Origin of the sequence: Enterobacter sp. Ap-867, assembly GCF_011752855.1 — a bacterium.
Lineage (GTDB): Bacteria > Pseudomonadota > Gammaproteobacteria > Enterobacterales > Enterobacteriaceae > Cedecea.
The window spans coordinates 528,414-543,028 of the sequence record NZ_VWWS01000001.1 but is presented as its reverse complement, the minus strand read 5'-3'; the positions used below and the strand labels follow the sequence as shown (position 1 = coordinate 543,028).

Below are 14,615 nucleotides of genomic sequence, written 5' to 3'. Positions count from 1 at the left end.
TTTAGTCTTCGGCCGGACTGATTTTTAGCAACTCGCCATCAGATTCGTCGGTCAGGACATACAGATAGCCGTCCGGGCCGACGCGCACATCGCGAATACGCTTTTTACGATCCCCCAGCAGCCGCTGTTCGGTCGTCACCTTGTCGCCGTCCAGCGTTAGCTCAATCAGATTCTTTTCTTTGAGTGCGCCGATAAACAACTTGCCTTTCCACTGCGGGAAGGTGTCAGCCGAATAAAACGCCATGCCGCTTATGGCAGGAGAGACTTTCCAGTAATGAATCGGCTGCTCGGTGCCTTCAACTTCCCCTCCTTTGGCTTCGGGGATCTTAAACCCGCTGTAATTAATGCCCCAGGTCGCCAGCGGCCAGCCGTAGTTTTTCCCGGCTGCCGGGATATTGATTTCATCGCCACCTTTCGGCCCGTGCTCGTTTAGCCACAGCTCCCCGTTGGCCGGATTAATGGCTAATCCCTGCGGGTTACGGTGCCCGTAAGACCAAATTTCAGGCCGGACGCCTGGTTTGCCTATAAACGGGTTATCCTGCGGGACGGAACCATCGGCATTAAGCCGCACCACTTTGCCCTGCAGCTTATCGAGATCCTGAGCCGTAGCGCGCTCGTTGTTTTCCCCCAGCGCGATAAACACATGGCCTTGCCCGTCAAACGCCATGCGTCCGCCGAAATGGTTGCCGGTGGAGAGTTTTGGCGTCTGGCGGAACACAACCTTAAAGTTTTCCAGCCGCTTCAGATCCCGGCTTAACGTTCCATACCCGACGGCAGTACCGGCTTTATTGTCGCTGCCGCCTTCGGCAAAGCTAAGCCACACGCGGCGGCTACTGGCAAAGTCCGGGGCCAGCACAACATCCAGCAAACCGCCCTGTCCGTGGGCCCAGACAACGGGCACGCCGCCGAGCGGCGCGGACAGTCCCTTGCCCTGCCGCCACAGATGCAGCTCCCCGCCACGCAGGGTAATCAACATGCCCTGGTTATCCGGTAAAAAGTCCAGCGCCCACGGGTGGGGCAGGTTGGTTTGCAGGACTTCAACGTTGGTTTTGGCAGCCAGGGCATAAGAGGCAGAGAAAAGTAGCGCGGCGGCAATAAGCGTGCGGGACGGGAACGGCGGCATGGCAATCTCCTGGTTTTGGCTATTCCTTAAGGGTAGCCGCCGGAGATAATCGACTGCCTGGTTTTACATAACATTAAGAACGGGGAGCCTGGCAGACTCCCCGCGCTCGGGTCAGGCTTCAATGGCCTTTCCGCGTTCTGCCAGTGCATTCAGGCTACGGGTGAGCTGCATCAGGCTGGTTTCAAGCTTTGCCGCATCAACCGCGATGTATTGCGGGCAGTCTTTACGCCCGCTCATCAGGCAAAGTGCGGCGGATGAACACGCCTCAACGGCATGGCGAAAATCATCTTTTTCATCGTCGGCCAGGCTCGCCTGCAGCACAAAGGCAGCATCGCGGCTCCGGTGGCAGACATCCAGCAAGCGGGTCCGCAGCTGTTCGCTTTCGCTGATAGACATATACCCTTTGGCCTTTCTCAACGCCAGGTAGGCGGCGATCTCCCCCTTCGCGACCTGCAGCTTTTGCAGCAGGTCGTGTTTGAGCGTACGTCCGGACATAGCGCATCCTCCTCGTGGGTTACCCATTAACCCACAGAGTAAGTATGGTCAAGGGGTGGGGATTCGCAGCGAATATCTTTCGCATTTGATGCTATTTATCGGGCAAGCCGGGGTATGCGGTGGGTAAACCGAAGCGGAATAAATCACGTCTAACGCAAACTGCAATTCTCCAGTACAAATTCCCGCCCAACCTCTGTAGAATCCCTGCCCTAATCTTTCTAATAATTGAACACTTTTTAAGCTATGAGCAATGTGACCCAACAACCCCGTATCGGGTTTGTCTCCCTCGGCTGCCCGAAAAACCTCGTGGACTCCGAACGCATCCTGACTGAACTGCGCACCGAAGGCTATGACGTGGTGCCAAGCTATGACGACGCCGACATGGTCATCGTCAACACCTGCGGCTTCATCGACAGCGCCGTCCAGGAATCGCTGGAGGCCATCGGCGAAGCGCTGAATGAAAACGGTAAGGTGATTGTCACCGGTTGCCTGGGTGCAAAAGAAGATCAGATCCGCGAAGTGCATCCGAAGGTACTGGAAATCACCGGCCCACACAGCTACGAGCAGGTTCTGCAGCACGTTCACCATTACGTGCCCAAACCGCAGCACAACCCGTTCCTGAGCCTGGTGCCGGAACAGGGCGTGAAGCTGACGCCGCGTCACTACGCGTATCTGAAAATTTCCGAAGGCTGCAACCATCGCTGCACCTTCTGCATTATTCCGTCCATGCGTGGCGATCTGGACAGCCGCCCAATCGGCGACGTGCTGGCAGAGGCAAAACGTTTGGTTGAAGCAGGCGTGAAAGAGCTGCTGGTGATCTCCCAGGATACCTCCGCTTACGGCGTGGACGTTAAGCACCGCACCGGGTTCTGGAACGGCGCTCCGGTCAAAACCAGCATGGTTAGCCTGTGTGAACAGTTGGCTAAGCTGGGCGTCTGGACTCGCCTGCACTACGTTTACCCGTATCCACACGTTGACGATGTGATCCCGCTGATGGCGGAAGGCAAGATTCTGCCGTACCTCGACATCCCGCTGCAGCACGCCAGCCCGCGTATTCTGAAGCTGATGAAGCGCCCAGGTTCTGCGGATCGTCAGCTGCAGCGCATCAAGCAGTGGCGTGAAATCTGCCCGGATCTGACCCTGCGCTCGACCTTTATCGTCGGCTTCCCGGGTGAAACCGAAGAAGACTTCGAGATGCTGCTCGACTTCCTGAAAGAAGCGCGCCTGGATCGCGTGGGCTGCTTCAAATACAGCCCGGTTGACGGCGCAACCGCTAACGAGCTGCCTGACCAGGTGCCGGAAGAAGTGAAAGAGGAGCGCTGGAACCGCTTTATGCAGCTGCAGCAGAAAATCTCTGCCGAGCGCCTGCAGGAAAAAGTGGGCCGCGAGATTCTGGTCATGGTGGATGAAGTGGACGAAGAAGGCGCCATCGGCCGCAGCATGGCGGATGCCCCAGAAATCGACGGCGCGGTTTATCTGAATGGCGAAACCAAGCTGAAACCAGGCGACGTTGTCCGTGTGAAAGTTGTAAACGCGGATGAGTACGATCTGTGGGGTTCAGTGGTTTAGTTTGCCCGTCCTGCATAACAAAGGGCTCTTTGTGAGATCGGTGAATATCCCGTTCACTTCCAACCCTGTTTTATATGTAACCCGGCATAGGTGAACGTCTTAGGGGAGTCACCGTCACTCCCCTAAGAACCCGGACTCCCGGCCAAATAAATCGACCGCTGAAGCGGCAGACCTCCGTTTTATCTCCCAGTCCTGGGTCGGCTGAGATGCGTTCCCGACGCTCTCAGCCTCCGGCCGTTCCCGACGTCCGGACCCTGGCCAGTCGGAGAGAAAACGCAGGCGATTTAAGCCGGAACCGTGCCTCGCTTTAAACCCGCAGCCACACGGAACGTTAACGTTGCTGCAAGTCCTACAAGCCACTCCCTTATTCCCGGCTCTCATCGCCCCCGGCTATGACCCAACTCAGGCGGGGTTGAGCTGTCGGGAACAGCGAAAGAGAGCGATCGTCGGGAACGAATCGCGAACGACCCCGAATGTTTGGGTGATAGCCGGTGGGTTTACCGCTTCAGCGGCGATGAGCTCGCCGGGCGCCGGGGGTTGTCAGGGGGCATGGCGTAATGCCCCCTGACACGTTCACCGTTTCAGTAGCTACATGTAAAGATGGACTTGAAGTGAACGGAACCTTATCCAGCCCTTCAGAAAGAGTTTTTTTAAATACGAAATCACCATTGAACACACGCCTAAAACGTATAGCTCATCCCCACCGTTAACTCCCGCAGGTTATTTTTATTCACCATTGGGCTGTCGCTGATAGTACTCGGATAAAAACGCTGGGTGAACTGCGCCCAGATGTTCCAGAGCGGCGTCCAGGCGTAGTTCATTGCCAGCTGCGCGTAAGGCACTATGCTGCCCTGTGGCCGCCATGCCGCAAGGCCCGTTTTTGCCGACTCTTTCTCTGAAACGCCATAGTAATAGCGCGTGTTTTGCGCATTCGAGAAGTCCATTCCCGCTTCCGGCACCAGCGTGAAATTGCCCCACTGCGCCATTGCAATATAGGCCGTATTCGCCGTTAGGCCGTTGCTGACGCCCAGCGTGTCGCCCGCAATTGTCGCGCTGAACGCGCCTATCGGCGTGGTGTATTGCATCGTCATGCCGCCCATCATCGTGCTATGGCGATTATTCAGCCCCCGCAGCGCGGGCGTCTGCCCGGTATCTGCCTGATACAGGGTATCGTAGTAATAGACTTTAGCGCGCAGCAGCAGCGTGTCGGTATTGATGAAGTTATAGCCCGCTTCGGTGCCGTCGAGGTACCAGGTTTTGCCGTCGTAGCCGACGTAGGGCAGCGCCCAGCGAAGCTGGTGCCGGGTTTGGTAAGGGGTTTGATACAGGCCCCCCTGCGCGCCAAGCGACCAGTTGGCCGCCGGGCAGGCAGTGGCAATCAGCAACGGGCTTAGCAGAAGTGCCCCGGTTATTTTTCTCATTTCTTCACTCCAGGGCAACGAATCTACTGCCTCAGCTTAGCCTTTAATTTTCGGATCCAGCGCGTCCCGCAGTCCATCCCCCAGCAAGTTGAACGCCAGCACGGTCAAAAAGATGGCAAGACTCGGGAAAATAGCCACATGCGGGGCAATCACCATATCCGCCCTCGCCTCGTTCAACATAGCGCCCCACTCCGGCGTAGGTGGCTGAGCCCCCAGGCCGAGAAATGACAGACTTGCGGCGGAAATAATCGAGGTCCCGATGCGCATCGTGAAATACACCACAATCGACGAAACGGTTCCCGGCAGAATATGCCGGAAGATGATAGTCGCATCCGGGGCACCAATGCTACGAGCAGACTCAATAAAAGTTTGCTGTTTCAGCACCAGCGTGTTGCCGCGCACCAGGCGGGCAAAGGCCGGAATACTGAAAATCGCCACCGCAATAATCACGTTGGTCATGCCGCTGCCCATCACCGCCACCACCGCAATTGCCAGCAAAATACCGGGGAAAGCGAACAGCACGTCGCAGATTCGCATGATAATGCGGTCCCACCACCCTTCGTAATAGCCCGCCAGCAGGCCAAAGAAGGTACCGATTAGCGCGCCGATAAGCACCGAAAAGACGCCAGCGGCCAGCGAGATTTGCGCCCCGACCAGCACACGACTAAAAATATCCCGCCCGAGCGAATCAACGCCAAACCAGTGCAGCATCGACGGCCCGTCGTTCAGCCTGTCGTAATCGAAATAGTTTTCCGCATCAAAGGGAGCAATCCACGGTGCTATGAGCGCAATCACTATCAGCAAAAGCACAAACAGCCCGGCAGTCATCGCCACGGGCTGCTGGCGAAAACGCCGCAGAAACTCGCTCCACGGGGTACGAATTTGCCCGGCACGTACCACGGGCATCGCGTTGACTATGGCCTGGCGTCGCCAGTTTAAAAGCCGCATCCTTATTTGTACCTGATGGCCGGGTTGATGGCGGCATACAGCAGATCCACCACTAAGTTGATCACAATAAACTCCAGCGAAAACAGCAGAACCTCGGCCTGAATAACCGGGTAATCACGCATCTCCACTGAATCCACCAGCAGACGCCCTAATCCCGGCCAGTTAAACACTTTTTCCACCACAATAGACCCACCGAGCAGGAAGCCGAACTGCAACCCCATCATGGTGATCACCGGGATCATGGCGTTACGCAGGCCGTGTTTTACCACGATCAGCGTTTCGCTCACGCCTTTCGCCCTGGCGGTACGCATGTAATCTTCGTGCAGCACCTCCACAAACGACGCGCGGGTGAATCTCGCCATGACCGCCGCCACTGCCGCCCCAAGGGTAATGGACGGCAGAATGTAGTGCTGCCAGCTGTCGGCCCCCACCGTAGGCAGCCAGCCCAGCTCAACCGAGAAAACCTGCATCAGCAGCATTCCCAGCGCGAAGGCCGGGAATGAAATGCCGGACACGGCAATCGTCATGCTCAGGCGATCCGGCCAGCGGTTGCGCCAGACGGCGGCCACAATGCCGGTCACCAGGCCAAACAGCGTCGCCCATGCCATGCTGGTCAGCGTCAGCCACAGCGTGGGCATAAAGCGGCTGGCAATCTCTTCAGACACAGGGCGGCGCGAAACCAGCGAGGTGCCAAAGTCCCCCTGCACGACGTGCGTGATGTAATGCAGGAACTGCCGCCACAGCGGTTGATCCAATCCCAGCTGTTTGCGAACAAGTTCGATGACCGTGGCATCCGCTTCCGGCCCGGCAATCAGCCGCGCCGGGTCGCCGGGCAGCAGATGCACGAACAGGAATACCAGCACCGCCACGATGAACAGCGTCGGGATCAGGCCCAAAAGGCGTTTGAGGAAATAGTTAAACATCGCAGCCCCTCACTCTAACCCTCTCCCTGAGGGGAGAGGGAATCAAGAGACAAGGCACCAACAGGCTTAGCTTTCCCCCCTCTCCCTTTTAGGGAGAGGGCCGGGGTGAGGGTCATTATCACGCTACTTCAAATCCGCATTATCAAAACTAAACCCGGTATCCGGCATCACATAGAAGCCGGTGAGATTTTTGCTGTGGGCAGAAACCAGTTTTTCCACCACCAGCGGCACCCACGGAGACTCTTTCCAGATCGTATCCTGCGCGTCTTTGTACAGCTTCGCCTTCTCTTCCGGTTGAGTAGTTTTCAGCGCATCGGCCAGGTCTTTGTCCACCTGCGGATTGCTGTAAAACGCGGTGTTAAACAGCGTTGGTGGCCAGTTCTGGGAAGCAAACAGCGGCGACAGCGCCCAGTCAGCTTCACCGGTTGACGCCGACCAGCCGGTGTAGAACATTCTCACGCCGCTCTCTTTCTGCCCTTTTGCTTCCACTTCGGCAGCACGCTGCCCGGCGTCCATCGCCGTCACTTTCACCTTGATACCCACCTGCGCCAACTGCTGCTGGGTAAACTGCAGCACTTTCTGCGCGGTACTGTGGTTGTGCGAGGACCAAAGCGTGGTTTCAAAGCCGTTCGGGAAGCCCGCTTCTTTCAGCAGCGCTTTGGCTTTGGCTGGGTCATAAGGCCAGGGTTTGAATTTCTCGGCATAGGCAAGCGACGGCGGCACCACGCCTTCTGCTGGCGTAGCGAAGCCGGAGAACGCCACTTTCACCAGCGCCTGGCGGTTAATCGCATAGTTGATGGCTTCGCGGACTTTCGGGTTATCAAACGGTTTTTGGGTGACGTTCATGCTGATGTAGCGCTGCATGATCGACGGCGAGGCAACCAGCTCAAGCTTGCTGTTTTTCTCCAGCACGCCCGCCTGCTCGTAAGGGATCGGGAACGCGAACTGCGCCTCGCCGGTTTGCAGCATCGCCGCACGGGTATTGTTATCCACGACCGGGCGCCAGGTAATGCTGTCCAGCTTCGGCAGGCCTTGCTGCCAGTAACCGGCGAATTTCTTCACCTTCACAAAATCGGTCTGGTTCCAGGTATCCAGCTGATACGGGCCGGTACCTACCGGATGGAAGCCGATATCTTTGCCGTATTTTTGCAGCGCAGCCGGGGAGATCATCGCCGTCGCCGGGTGGGCCAGAATATTGATGAACGCCGAGAACGGCTCTTTTAAGGTGATTTTCACCGTGGAAGGATCGACCACCTCCGTTTTGGCAATGGTTTTATACAGGTTGTAGCGCTTGAGGTGGTTGTCCGGGTTGCTGGCGCGATCGAGGTTCGCTTTTACCGCCTCGGCATTGAAGTCAGTACCGTCCTGGAACTTCACGCCAGTGCGCAGCTTGATGGTGTACACCAGGCCGTCGTCAGACACTTTGTAGCTTTCTGCCAGCACGTTCTGCAGCTTCATGTCTTTATCAAGCCCGAACAGCCCCTGATAGAACGATTTGGCCACCGCCTGGGACAGTGTGTCATTCGCATCGTAAGGATCGAGCGTGGTGAAGTTTGAGGCCACCGCTACGACGACATCTTTAGCAGCGAAAGCGGGCGTGGCGATAACGGCGGAGGCAAGTCCCGCCGCCAGCAGCCATTTTTGCGTTGTGTTAGCTGTCATTATTGTTTTCCTTTATAGGCGATTTTCACTGCTGCCGATGGGGTGGCGGGCGACAAAATGCCCCGGCCCCACCGCAACCAGCGGTGCTACGTGCGGTTCATCCCCCAGGCTGCGTGTGGCGCTGGGGATCTCATCAGACACTAAAACAGGCTTGCGTCCCTTGCGGGTTGGGTCAGCCACCGGTACCGCCGCCATAAGTTTGCGGGTGTACGGATGCTGCGGGTTTTCAAACACGGCGCGGCGCGGGCCAATTTCAACAATCTGGCCCAGATACATCACCGCCACGCGATGGCTGATGCGTTCCACGACGGCCATGTCGTGGGAAATAAACAGAAAAGCGATGCCAAATTCGCGCTGCAGGTCGAGCAGCAGGTTAACGATTTGCGCCCGAATCGACACATCCAGCGCCGAGACGGACTCGTCGGCAATCACCACCTTCGGGTTCAGCGCCAGCGCGCGGGCAATACAAACCCTCTGCCGCTGGCCGCCGGAGAACTCATGCGGGTAACGCCACGCGTGCTCAGGCTGTAAACCGACTCGCTCAAGCAGCCAGGCGACGCGCTGCTGGGCCTCTTCTTTAGGCATCGCATGGTGCACCAGTAGCGGCTCCATAATGGAGTAGCCGAAGGTCTGGCGCGGATCCAGCGAGGCATACGGATCCTGGAAAATAAACTGAATGTCTTTGCGAACGTGCTGCAGCTCGCCGTTAGGCAAATTGTCAATACGCTGACCGTTAAAGGTGATGGTGCCGCCCTGGGTTTCCACCAGCCGCAGCAGCGAGCGCCCGGTGGTCGATTTACCACAGCCGGACTCGCCCACCAGCGCCAGCGTTTCGCCGGGCAATAAATCAAAACTCACCTTTTCAACGGCATGCACCTGGCGCGTCACCCGGTTGAATATTCCGCTACGCAGCGGGAAGCGGGTCACCAGATCGCGAACTTCAAGCACCGGCTTCGCGCCGGGAGGAATCGTATCCTGCTCGGTTTCGGGCTCTTGCTGATTCGGTTGGCCTGGGACAATCAACGGGAATTTGCGCGGTAAATCGCTGCCGTTCATGGCGCCAAGCCTTGGCACGGCAGCCAGCAAAGCCTGGGTGTAGGCGTGCTGCGGGTTCTGGAATATTTGCTCCACGGTACCGGTTTCAACCGCTTCCCCCCGGTACATCACCAGCACCCTGTCGGCGATGTCCGCCACCACGCCCATATCGTGGGTGATGAAAATGACGCCCATCTGCATTTCATCCTGCAGAACGCGAATAAGCTGCAGGATTTGTGCCTGAATAGTCACGTCGAGGGCAGTTGTCGGCTCATCGGCGATCAATACGGCCGGGCGGCAGGAGAGCGCCATAGCAATCATCACTCGCTGGCGCATCCCCCCGGAAAGCTGGTGCGGATAGCGGTTCAGGATGGCCTGTGCTTCAGGAATACGCACGCGTTCTAACATGCGCTTTGCTTCCGCCAGCGCCGCACGTCCATCAAGCTTTTGATGTAAACGGATGGACTCAGCGATTTGTTCGCCCACGGTGAACACCGGATTAAGCGAGGTCATCGGCTCCTGGAAAATCATGGCCACATCCGCCCCGCGCACGCGACGCATCTGGGCGTTGCTCAGCTCGGGCAGGTTCAGCACCTCTTTATTACGCCGACGCAGCAGCAGCTTGTCGCAGCTAACCTGCCCGCCGCCCTGCTCCAGCAGGCGCATCAGCGCCATCGCCGTGACCGACTTCCCGGAACCAGACTCGCCCACGATAGCCAGCGTTTCGCCCCGGTTAAGGGTCAACGACAGGTGGCGTACCGCGTCGGCAACCTGCTGCTGTTGGCGAAAGCGAATATTGAGGTCGCTAACGGCAAGCACCTGCTCGTCCGGTAGCTCATGACTGTGCGGCATTAACTCTCCTGGTCACGATAAATTCCTACGTTCGGGGCATCGCCGACAAAGCCAAAGCCACGGTACATTCCTTCGCTGTTAAACGGCAGCGCGACGTTCCCCTGATTGTCGATGGCAATCATGCCGCCGCTGCCGCCCAGCGCGGGCAGTTTCTCCATCACCACGCGGTCAACGGCCTGCTGCAGACTTAGTCCGGCATACTCCATCAGGGCCGCAATATCGTAGGCCGCCAGCGTGCGGATAAAAACTTCGCCCGTGCCGGTGCAGGACACGGCCACATTGGCGTTGTTGGCATAGCAGCCCGCGCCGACTAAGGGAGAATCCCCTACCCGGCCCGGCAGTTTATTGGTCATTCCGCCGGTGGACGTTGCCGCCGCCAGATTCCCCAGTTTATCCAGCGCCACTGCGCCTACCGTGCCAAATTTTTTATCGGCATCAATCGGCTCAGCCCCGTCATGATCCAGCAGAGTCTGTTGACTTTCACGGGCGCGCAGCAGCTGCTGATAGCGTTCTTCGGTCGAAAAGAGCGTGGCTTCGACCGGCTCAAGCCCATTCTGCGCGGCAAAACGCTCCGCCCCTTCGCCAATCATCAGCACGTGCGGGCTGTTTTCCAGCACTAATCTTGCCGCCAGGATCGGGTTGCGAATATGGCTCACGCCCGCCACCGCCCCGGCATTCAGGCTGTTGCCATCCATCACGCAGGCGTCCAGCTCATGTGTACCTTCACTGGTGAACACAGATCCTATCCCGGCGTTGAACAGCGGGCATTCTTCGAGCAGGCGCACCGCCTCGGTCACCGCGTCCAGCGCGCTGCCGCCGCGTTCAAGGATCTGCTGCCCGGCTTCAACAATGTCGGAGAGTGCGCTAATAAACTGCAGCTCTTTTTCCGGCGTCAGGTGGGCGCGGGTCAGGGCTCCGGCCCCGCCATGAATAGCGATAACGGCTTTGGTCATTCGGCATTGCCTGTAGAAAGTGATATCCGGCAGCGTTTTTTCTATAAATATCAGAATCGTTGCCAAACATTGATACGATTTTTGAATATAGAAAGACGTAAAAGTGTTGTAAAGAAAATTGACTTTACTCTATAAGCCTTTTGCCGCCCTGGCGGGAAGGAGAAATAGCGGCCAATTAAACCAAAGCCGCTATTTCTGTGGTAATAACAAAATCTTAGAACTTCGCGCTGATCCCCACGTTGTAGCTGGTCTGGTTCCCGTCGCTTAAGCCTGCCGTTTGTGCCACCGCCGCGAATGCGGACACGGTATTTGAAAGCGGCATATCTGCCCCGACGGCGATATCGGCCCAGTTTTTATCCAGCTGTTCACCGCTGCGGCTGAAGGTCAGCGCCGTGGATTTTAGGCCGCCGTTCGCCCGATAACTGTCATCGCCGAACTGATGGCGATAGCTTGCCTGCGCCCAGGGATTAATGACGCCCAGCTTCGTGTCCACGCGCCAGCCCGCGCTGCCGATTTGCGAATGGCCGTTCTGGTCGCCAAAGCGCATAGCCGTGCTGCTGCTGCCATTTTCGCTGTAGCCGTTTACGTGGCTGTAATCCCAGGCGTACTGCAGCACCGGCCCCGTGGTTAGCCAGGCCGTGACGGGGATATCGTAGCCAGCCGTCAATCGCGCGCCATACAGCCTGCCGTCGGTGTCGCCTTTTTCCGTGCGGGTAAGCTGCCCCAGGGTGATATCGCGCTGAATATTGGTGAAGTCGGCAGAGAGATAATGCACGTCCCCGTTCAGCCAGGCCTGGCCCGCGCGAAGCTGGCCAAAGAGCGCCGCCTGAAAACCTCGGGTATCGTAGCGGTAGCCGTCGTCCGGGCGCTGATTGTCCAGCGAACCGGCGATCAGCCCGCCCAGCACCACGTTTTCGTTCAGCTGATAGTCGAGACCGACCGTCAGGTTATTGGTGTTACCTTTGCCGTCGCCGGTTTCGCTATTGCCGCTGTACCGCTGATACCCGCCGCTGTAGCCGCCAAATACGCCCAGTGAACCTGTGGCGTTATCGCCCTGCCGCAACTGCTGATAGCGGCTGTCGAGCGTTGCCCGGCTGCCGCGCACCATCGCCTGCGTGCCCTGGTTCAGGCGAGTGACCTGGACGGGCGCGACGATAATCGACTCAATGTACTCGGCAATGATGCTGTGAACCTGCGGGCTCGGGTGGAAATGATCGGCAAACAGATAATCCTGCGCGGCGTTAAATCCCGGCGTGGAGCTGGTGCAGTCGGTCGCCGCCACGCCCGGCGGGCAGGCCATCCCGGCGCTGTTTGTCAGACCGAAGGCCTCAGGATTAGCCAGAATCTCCTGGAAGACACCGTTGATATCCGCCCGGGCGATATTCCCCCCATGCTGCAGCAGGGCCTGATCTTCGGCGCTGTTGTAGAACGTGGTAAGCAAAGCGGCCTGCTGCACGGCCCGATCGTAGGCGGCTATCAGCTGCGCGGCTACCCCTTGCTGAACGAGCGGATTGGCACTGACAACGGAAGCCGCCGCCTGCAGTGCCTGATGAATCGCCTGCTGACGACTCGCCAGGTCAGGCGTTTGTGCCGCATCCAAAGACGCATAGGCAGCCTGAATCGCAGGCGTGGCCGCCGCCCCAAGCCCGGCGCTGAGTACCAGTTCCATTAGCGTTGGCGTGGCGCCGATATTCGGAACGTTCGGCACCACCACCAGCCCGGCGCCCGCATCAAGCAAAGCCCCCACCTGAGCGGCGGCGTTGGCCGCGCTATTGGCCGCTATCCCCTGCGCCAGCGCAGGCTGAGTGGCGGCCGCGGCAAGATCGTTGCCACCGATCCAGTGAATATATAAGCCGTTGCCATCCGCCCGCCCACCGGTCTGGCTCAGGTAGCGCTGAACCTGGCTTTGCGTATTATCGGCCGGATTAAGCGCGGGCACAGCGGTGCCCCCGCCTGCGGCATAGTTGCTCCCACCTTCGCGGGAAGGCGTCAGCGTCAGGCCATAATGTGCGGCGAGCTGCTCGTCATAGAGCTTGTTCTGGCTGCTGTTCCAGGTCCAGCGCCCGTTGTTGCCGGTATCGCTGAGGCTGTCGCCAAAAACGGTGAGGGAATCAAAGGCAAATGCAGATGAGGTGAAGCCCACAGCGGCGGCCAGCATACTGAATTTGAATGCTTTTTGTTTGCTTATCATCAGTTCTTCCTTGCAAGGTTTTTTATTAGCCACAATGACTATAGCCAATGGCGATTGACACGCAGGCCGAGCGTAAAGAAGAAACGTGACAACGTGATGTAACGCATGTCCGACCACTGACGAAAGGTTTTTGCTGATCCCAGACATGCCGTCAGGCGGCGTTTTCTGCCATACTAAGGCCTTATTTTGCCCCTGCCCCAGGAGTCATGAATGGAATTTACCGCCGGGCTGATCCCGCTTGAAACCGCACTTGAACAGATGCTGTCCCGTATTCATCCGTTGTCTGAAACAGAAACCCTGCCGCTGCTGCTGGCCACGGGCCGCGTCACGGCGTCCCCGGTGGTCTCGCCGCTGGATGTCCCCGGTTTCGATAACTCAGCGATGGACGGCTACGCGGTGCGGCTGGCGGATATCAAAGCCGGGGGCGCACTGCCCGTCGCCGGGAAAGCCTTCGCCGGACAACCGTTTAGCGGTGAATGGCCTGCAGGCACCTGCGTGCGCATCATGACCGGCGCGCCGATCCCTGTCGGAGCTGAAGCCGTTGTGATGCAGGAAGAGACGGAAGTCACCGAAAGCGGCGTGCGTTTTAACGCTCCGGTGAAGAACGGCCAGAATATTCGCCGTCGCGGTGAGGATATCCATCAGGGCGCCAGCGTGCTGGCCGCAGGCGTGAAATTAACCGCCGCCGAACTGCCGCTGATTGCCTCGCTGGGCATCCCGGAAGTGAAGGTCTTTCGCAAAGTGCGTGCGGCGGTGTTCTCCACCGGCGATGAACTCCAACTTCCGGGCCAGCCGCTGGCCGAAGGCCAAATCTACGATACCAACCGCCTGGCGGTGCACGTCATGCTGGAGCAGCTGGGCTGCGAAGTGATCGACCTCGGCATCGTTCGGGATGACCAGGCGGCCCTTCGCGCGGTGTTTAACGAAGCGGACAGCCGGGCAGATGTGGTCATCAGCAGCGGCGGTGTTTCCGTGGGCGAAGCCGATTACACCAAACAAATCCTCGAAGAACTGGGCGAAGTCGGCTTCTGGAAGCTGGCGATTAAACCGGGCAAACCGTTTGCCTTTGGACGCCTGAAAAACAGCTGGTTCTGCGGTCTGCCGGGCAACCCGGTTTCCGCCGCTCTGACGTTCTACCAGCTAGTGCAGCCGCTGCTGGCGAAGCTGAGCGGGCAAATCGCCAGCCCTCTGCCGCCGCGCATGCGCGTTCGCAACGTCGGCAAGCTGAAGAAATCCCCTGGCCGCCTCGACTTCCAGCGCGGCATTCTTCGCCGCAATGAGCAAGGCGACCTGGAAGTGTTAAGCACCGGGCATCAGGGATCGCATATTTTCAGCTCCTTCAGCCAGGCCAACTGTTTTGTGGTGCTGGAGCGCGAACGCGGCAACGTAGAGGCCGGGGAATGGGTTGAGGTCGAACCGTTTAATCCGCTGTTCGGAGGCTGA

The 14,615-nt window shown here is 58.3% G+C and carries 11 protein-coding genes; 2 read left to right on the top strand and 9 right to left on the bottom strand.

Features of this window, described 5'->3' with window-relative positions; all coding sequences use genetic code 11:
- Position 1 precedes the first annotated feature (1 nt).
- On the bottom strand, positions 2 to 1,123 hold the full coding sequence (locus F3J26_RS02495) for a PQQ-dependent sugar dehydrogenase (protein WP_166991112.1): 1,122 nt from the start codon (positions 1,121 to 1,123) through the stop codon (positions 2 to 4).
- Between the two features lie 111 nt (positions 1,124 to 1,234).
- Positions 1,235 to 1,618 carry a biofilm formation regulator BssR gene (locus F3J26_RS02490; RefSeq protein WP_166991109.1) on the bottom strand — a complete coding sequence of 128 codons (384 nt, stop codon included), beginning with the start codon at positions 1,616 to 1,618 and terminating at the stop codon, positions 1,235 to 1,237.
- Positions 1,619 to 1,861: 243 nt separating this feature from the next.
- Here F3J26_RS02490 and rimO point away from each other — a divergent pair, with 243 nt between their 5' ends.
- Entirely contained in the window at positions 1,862 to 3,187 is a 1,326-nt protein-coding gene (rimO, locus tag F3J26_RS02485) for a 30S ribosomal protein S12 methylthiotransferase RimO (protein ID WP_166991106.1), read from the top strand.
- A gap of 680 nt (positions 3,188 to 3,867) precedes the next feature.
- Here the strand turns inward: rimO and F3J26_RS02480 are convergent.
- The 7 genes from F3J26_RS02480 to F3J26_RS02450 all read right to left on the bottom strand — a co-directional run bounded on the left by F3J26_RS02480 (position 3,868) and on the right by F3J26_RS02450 (position 13,139).
- On the bottom strand, positions 3,868 to 4,608 hold the full coding sequence (locus F3J26_RS02480; protein WP_166991103.1) for a MipA/OmpV family protein: 741 nt from the start codon (positions 4,606 to 4,608) through the stop codon (positions 3,868 to 3,870).
- Between the two features lie 36 nt (positions 4,609 to 4,644).
- Entirely contained in the window at positions 4,645 to 5,556 is a 912-nt protein-coding gene (gene gsiD / locus F3J26_RS02475) for a glutathione ABC transporter permease GsiD (RefSeq protein WP_008455211.1), read from the bottom strand.
- A gap of 2 nt (positions 5,557 to 5,558) precedes the next feature.
- On the bottom strand, positions 5,559 to 6,479 hold the full coding sequence (gene gsiC / locus F3J26_RS02470; RefSeq protein ID WP_166991100.1) for a glutathione ABC transporter permease GsiC: 921 nt from the start codon (positions 6,477 to 6,479) through the stop codon (positions 5,559 to 5,561).
- Positions 6,480 to 6,602: 123 nt separating this feature from the next.
- Positions 6,603 to 8,141, bottom strand: a complete 1,539-nt coding sequence (gene gsiB, locus F3J26_RS02465) for a glutathione ABC transporter substrate-binding protein GsiB (RefSeq protein ID WP_166991096.1) — start codon at positions 8,139 to 8,141, stop codon at positions 6,603 to 6,605.
- 12 nt (positions 8,142 to 8,153) lie between these two features.
- Positions 8,154 to 10,028: a glutathione ABC transporter ATP-binding protein GsiA gene (gsiA, locus tag F3J26_RS02460; RefSeq protein ID WP_166991093.1), complete on the bottom strand. Its 1,875-nt coding sequence runs from the start codon at positions 10,026 to 10,028 to the stop codon at positions 8,154 to 8,156.
- Positions 10,028 to 10,981, bottom strand: a complete 954-nt coding sequence (gene iaaA / locus F3J26_RS02455) for a beta-aspartyl-peptidase (protein ID WP_166991090.1) — start codon at positions 10,979 to 10,981, stop codon at positions 10,028 to 10,030. Before iaaA ends, gsiA begins: the two co-directional genes overlap by 1 nt.
- Positions 10,982 to 11,195: 214 nt before the next feature.
- Complete coding sequence (locus F3J26_RS02450) at positions 11,196 to 13,139, bottom strand: autotransporter outer membrane beta-barrel domain-containing protein (RefSeq protein ID WP_502706579.1); 1,944 nt, start codon at positions 13,137 to 13,139, stop codon at positions 11,196 to 11,198.
- Between the two features lie 243 nt (positions 13,140 to 13,382).
- On the opposite strand from F3J26_RS02450, the gene moeA reads away from it, so the two are divergent.
- On the top strand, positions 13,383 to 14,615 hold the full coding sequence (moeA, locus tag F3J26_RS02445) for a molybdopterin molybdotransferase MoeA (protein ID WP_166991084.1): 1,233 nt from the start codon (positions 13,383 to 13,385) through the stop codon (positions 14,613 to 14,615).

Coding starts and splice junctions, on each gene's coding strand:
- gsiC (WP_166991100.1), bottom strand. CDS start 6,479: ATGTTTAACTATTTCCTCAAACGCCTTTTGGGCCTGATCCCGACGCTG.
- F3J26_RS02450 (WP_502706579.1), bottom strand. CDS start 13,139: ATGCTGGCCGCCGCTGTGGGCTTCACCTCATCTGCATTTGCCTTTGAT.
- moeA (WP_166991084.1), top strand. CDS start 13,383: ATGGAATTTACCGCCGGGCTGATCCCGCTTGAAACCGCACTTGAACAG.
- gsiD (WP_008455211.1), bottom strand. CDS start 5,556: ATGCGGCTTTTAAACTGGCGACGCCAGGCCATAGTCAACGCGATGCCC.
- gsiA (WP_166991093.1), bottom strand. CDS start 10,028: ATGCCGCACAGTCATGAGCTACCGGACGAGCAGGTGCTTGCCGTTAGC.
- F3J26_RS02495 (WP_166991112.1), bottom strand. CDS start 1,123: ATGCCGCCGTTCCCGTCCCGCACGCTTATTGCCGCCGCGCTACTTTTC.
- iaaA (WP_166991090.1), bottom strand. CDS start 10,981: ATGACCAAAGCCGTTATCGCTATTCATGGCGGGGCCGGAGCCCTGACC.
- gsiB (WP_166991096.1), bottom strand. CDS start 8,141: ATGACAGCTAACACAACGCAAAAATGGCTGCTGGCGGCGGGACTTGCC.
- F3J26_RS02490 (WP_166991109.1), bottom strand. CDS start 1,618: ATGTCCGGACGTACGCTCAAACACGACCTGCTGCAAAAGCTGCAGGTC.
- F3J26_RS02480 (WP_166991103.1), bottom strand. CDS start 4,608: ATGAGAAAAATAACCGGGGCACTTCTGCTAAGCCCGTTGCTGATTGCC.
- rimO (WP_166991106.1), top strand. CDS start 1,862: ATGAGCAATGTGACCCAACAACCCCGTATCGGGTTTGTCTCCCTCGGC.